We start from the raw sequence: 4,254 nt of genomic DNA, 5'->3' as shown, positions 1-4,254 counted from the left end.
TCGCAGGTCCCGGTCGGTGAAGATCCCCACCACGCGGCCCGATTCCACCACGAGCAGCGCGGATACGCGGCGTTCGGTCATCAGGCTCGCGGCGTCGCGGATCGTGGTGTCGGGGCCGGTGGTCACCGCGTCGCGGGCGAGCAACTCCCCGACCGGCGTGCCCAGCGCGTCCCCGCCCGCGGCCTCGAGCCGCGCCGAGGCGAGGTCCTGGCGGATCCGGTCGCTCCGTTCGCCGAAGAACCGCCGCAGATGAGGGTGCTCGGTGGCCAGGTCGTCCAGGACCCCGGCCGGCATCTCGAGCAGCAGGGTGTCGGCCACCGCCACGATCCGGTAGCGCGAGGGCCCGCTGTGGGACAGGGACGAGTAGCCGAAGCAGTCTCCCTCGCCCCGGGCGTCGAGCAGAACGCCGTCCGGGTCGCACACCTCCACGGCACCTGACCGGATGATGTGCAGCGTGTCGTTCCGGGCACCGGCGTCGAGGATCACCGTTCCCCGGCGGTGGTACCGCTGTGAGAGCCGCGCGGGGATCCGGTCGAGCTGGTCACCGGGCAGCTCGTCGAAGGGGGCGCAGCGGGCGAGGAAATCCCTCACCTCGGCGAGTTCGACGTCCATGGGTCCACTCTGTACGCCGACGGCCCGCGGTGTGATCCGCTTCACGCGATTCACACCCGCGGGCCGCGGGGTGGTGCCCGGTTCCTAGTCGCTGACCGCCGACACGATCCGGTCGCCGACCTCGGAGGTCACCACGGGACGGTCTCCACGCGACCCGAGGTCCGCCTCGACCGCGGCCTCCACGCGCTCGGCCTCGGCGACCCTGCCCAGGTGCCTCAACATCAGCGCCACCGACAGGATGGCCGCGGTGGGGTCGGCCTTGCCCTGTCCTGCGATGTCCGGGGCGGAACCGTGCACCGGTTCGAACATGGACGGGTTGGTTCCCGAGGCGTCGATGTTCCCCGACGCGGCGGTGCCGATGCCCCCGGTGACGGCGGCGGCGAGATCGGTGATGATGTCGCCGAACAGGTTGTCGGTGACGATCACGTCGAAGCGCGAGGGTTCGGTGACCATGTAGATCGTCGCGGCGTCGATGTGGCAGTAGTCGACCGCGACGTCCGGGAACTCCGGGGCCACCTCGTCGACGGTGCGCTGCCAGAGCCCACCCGCGTTGACCAGCACATTGGTCTTGTGGACGAGCGTCAGTTTGCCTCGGCGGGACCGCGCCCGGCCGAACGCGTCGCGCACCACGCGCTCGACGCCGAAACGGGTGTTGACGGAGGTCTCGGTGCCGATCTCGTGGGGTGTCCCCACGCGGATCGCCCCACCGTTGCCGGTGTAGAGCCCCTCGGTCCCCTCGCGGACCACGACGAAGTCGATCTCACCCGGGTCCTTGAGCGGGGTACCCGAACCGGGGTACAAACGCGACGGGCGGAGGTTGACGTGGTGGTCGAGCGCGAACCGCAGTGGGAGCAGCATCCCGCGTTCGAGCACCCCGGCGGGCACCGATCGCGGATCGCCGATGGCCCCGAGCAGGATCGCATCGTGACCCTTGAGGCTCTCGATGTCCGCCTCGGTCAGGGTCTCCCCGTTGCGGAGATACCGGCGCGCGCCCAGGTCGTACTCGGTCTTCTCGACCCCCGGGACGAGCGCGTCCAGGACCCGGATCGCCTCGGCCGTCACCTCGACACCGATACCGTCCCCGGGGATGACTGCGAGCTTCATGATGTCCGACCCCCGCTCAGACCAGGGAGATCTGGGTCGCCGTGGCGTCGAGCTCGGAGACGATCCGGTCGACGGTCGGTTCGGCGACCGCACGATCGACCCGCAGGATCAGCGAGGCACCTTCACCGGTGACGTCCTGGCTGAGCGCGGCGGCCTGGATGTCGATGCCCTCCCCGCCGAGGATGGAGCCCACCTTTCCGAGCACGCCCGGGCGGTCGGAGTAGTGGACGAACAGGTTCTGACCCTCGGCACGCATGTCGAAGCCGCGCTCGTTGATCCGGACGATCTTCTGCACCTGGTCCAGACCGGCCAGCGTGCCGGTGACATGGGCCGACGCGCCATCCGCGGCCACCGCGGTGACGGTGACCGTACTGCGGTAGGACTTCGACTCGCTGCGGGTCTCGACCGAGTGCGTGACACCGCGCTGCTCGGCCATCTGGCCGACGTTGACGAAGGTGGCGGGCTCGTCGGTGATGGCGGAGAACATCCCGCGCAGGGCGGCCAGACCCAGCACGTCCACCTGCTCGGCGGCCAGTTCGCCCGCGACCTCGACGGTCACGGTGGTGGGCACACCCGGGCACAGGTGACCGGCGATGAGTCCGAGCTTCCGGACGAGGTCGAGCCACGGAGCGACCTCGTCGCCGACCGGGCCGCCGGTGACGTTGACGGCGTCGGGGACGAACTCCCCGCGCAGGGCGAGCAGCACGCTGCGCGCGACGTCGGTGCCGGCCCGGTCCTGCGCCTCGCTCGTGGAGGCACCCAGGTGCGGCGTGACGACGGTGTTCTCGAGGTCGAACAGCGGCGAGTCGGTGCAGGGCTCGGTGTCGAACACGTCCAGGGCGGCGGACCGCACCTTGCCGGACCTCAGGGCCTCGACGAGCGCGTCCTCGACGATGAGTCCGCCGCGGGCGGCGTTGACGATCACGACGCCGTCCTTGGCCCGGGCCAGCCGCTCGGCGTCGAGCAGGCCGGCCGTCTCCTTGGTCTTGGGCAGGTGCATCGTGATGATGTCCGCGCGGGAGACCAGCTCATCGATGTCCACGAGCTCGATCCCGAGCTGGGCCGCGCGGGCGGCGGGAAGGTAGGGGTCGTAGGCGATGAGGTTCGTCTCGAACGCCGCCAGACGTTGTGCCACGAGCTGACCGATCCGACCCAGGCCCACCACGCCGACGGTCTTGCCGAGCAACTCGACGCCGTTGAAGGAGCTGCGCTTCCAGGTGTGCTCGCGCAGGGTGCGGTCGGCGGCCGGGATCTGGCGGCAGGCGGCCATGAGCAGGGCGACGGCGTGCTCGGCGGCCGAGTGGATGTTGGAGGTGGGCGCGTTGACCACCATGACGCCGCGCTCGGTCGCCGCGGGGATCTCCACGTTGTCGAGGCCGACACCCGCGCGACCGATGATCTTGAGCTTCGGGGCGGCGGCCATCACCTCGGCGTCGACGGTCGTGGCGGAGCGGACGAGGATCGCGTCCGCATCGGCGACGGCCTCGAGGAGCTTGGGACGATCCGGGCCGTCGACCCAGCGGACCTCCACGGCGTCGCCGAGCGCGTCGACGGTCGACTGGGCGAGCTTGTCGGCGATGAGGACGACGGGACGTCCGGATGCTGTCACAGTGGGATCTCCTCGGTGTCAATTTGGGCACACCCAGTCTAGGCCACCGCACACCGCCGAGGACCAGTGGCCGGGGTGGCCCGGGACGCCTACCGTGGCTGATGTCACCGCAGGCCCCGACCGACGTCCGACGAACGGATCACCTATGTTGCGCCCGCCCCGGTCGACCGGTTTCCCGGTCCGCCTGCCCAGCCCCTGGATGCCCGTCCTCGCCCCCGCGCGCGGCTCGACCGCGGTCGCCTCCTATCTCCGGGCACACCTCTACGGGGCGGCGGTGGGTCGCAGCCTCCTGGACCACTGCATCCGCGCCGTCGACGAGACCGACAAGACCCGCCTGGAGCCCCTGCGCGCCCAGTTCGAGCAGGAGATCGACACCGCCGCCGCGCTGCTGGCCCGGCTGACCCCCATCGGGACCCCGGGCCGGCGACTGCTGCGACTGTCGACCGGTCTCTCGTTCTCCGTGCTTCCGGTGGGGCCGGTGCTGAGCGATCCGCTGGCGCGGCTCGCGCTGCTGGAGGCGCTACGCACCCTCGTGGTGGCCAAGCGCTCCATGTGGGAACTGCTCGCGGACTCGTGGGTCGCCGACCAGCCCTCACGGGGCGACGACGACGAGGTGGGCGGACCCGGCACCCGACGCGTCCTCCTGGATCTGGCGGAGCAGGCCGTGGCCCAGGAGAAGGTGTTGGAGGAACTGCGCCGGACCTACGGCCTGGCGGTGTTCGAGTGAGGTCCTCCGCGCCGGTGCGGGCCGACGTGGTGGTGGTGGGGTCGGGGCCGAACGGCCTCGCCGCGGCACTCCTGTGCGCCCGCGCGGGCCGTCGCGTCGTGGTTCTCGAGGCCGAGGACACCATCGGGGGCGGGTGCCGCACCCTGCCCATGGACGGCATGCCGGGTGATCTCGGCGCGGACCTCGTCGTCGACCCGTGTTC

At 71.2% G+C, this 4,254-nt stretch carries 5 protein-coding genes; 2 read left to right on the top strand and 3 right to left on the bottom strand.

Annotated features, from left to right (window positions below; genetic code table 11):
• The 3 genes from G6020_RS03610 to serA all read right to left on the bottom strand — a co-directional run.
• Positions 1-612, bottom strand: a 612-nt coding sequence (locus tag G6020_RS03610) for a cyclic nucleotide-binding domain-containing protein (protein WP_182609683.1), incomplete at its 3' end; no start/stop codon positions are given.
• Positions 613-696: 84 nt separating this feature from the next.
• The gene (locus G6020_RS03605) at positions 697-1,716 is read right to left on the bottom strand and encodes a 3-isopropylmalate dehydrogenase (protein WP_179525513.1); all 1,020 of its coding nucleotides are present in this window, start codon (positions 1,714-1,716) and stop codon (positions 697-699) included.
• 16 nt (positions 1,717-1,732) lie between these two features.
• Positions 1,733-3,325, bottom strand: a complete 1,593-nt coding sequence (serA, locus tag G6020_RS03600; protein WP_179525514.1) for a phosphoglycerate dehydrogenase — start codon at positions 3,323-3,325, stop codon at positions 1,733-1,735.
• A gap of 145 nt (positions 3,326-3,470) precedes the next feature.
• Between serA and G6020_RS03595 the strand changes: the two genes are divergently transcribed.
• Entirely contained in the window at positions 3,471-4,052 is a 582-nt protein-coding gene (locus G6020_RS03595; protein ID WP_182609682.1) for a hypothetical protein, read from the top strand.
• Positions 4,049-4,254 (top strand): FAD-dependent oxidoreductase (locus tag G6020_RS03590; RefSeq protein ID WP_182609681.1); only part of this gene is annotated, 206 nt, incomplete at its 3' end. The genes G6020_RS03595 and G6020_RS03590, both read left to right, overlap by 4 nt.

This window comes from Dietzia sp. B19 (assembly GCF_014145155.1).
In the GTDB taxonomy this organism is placed as follows: domain Bacteria; phylum Actinomycetota; class Actinomycetes; order Mycobacteriales; family Mycobacteriaceae; genus Dietzia; species Dietzia natronolimnaea.
The sequence above is the reverse complement of the archived record's forward strand: the minus strand, read 5'-3'. Positions and strand labels throughout refer to the sequence as shown.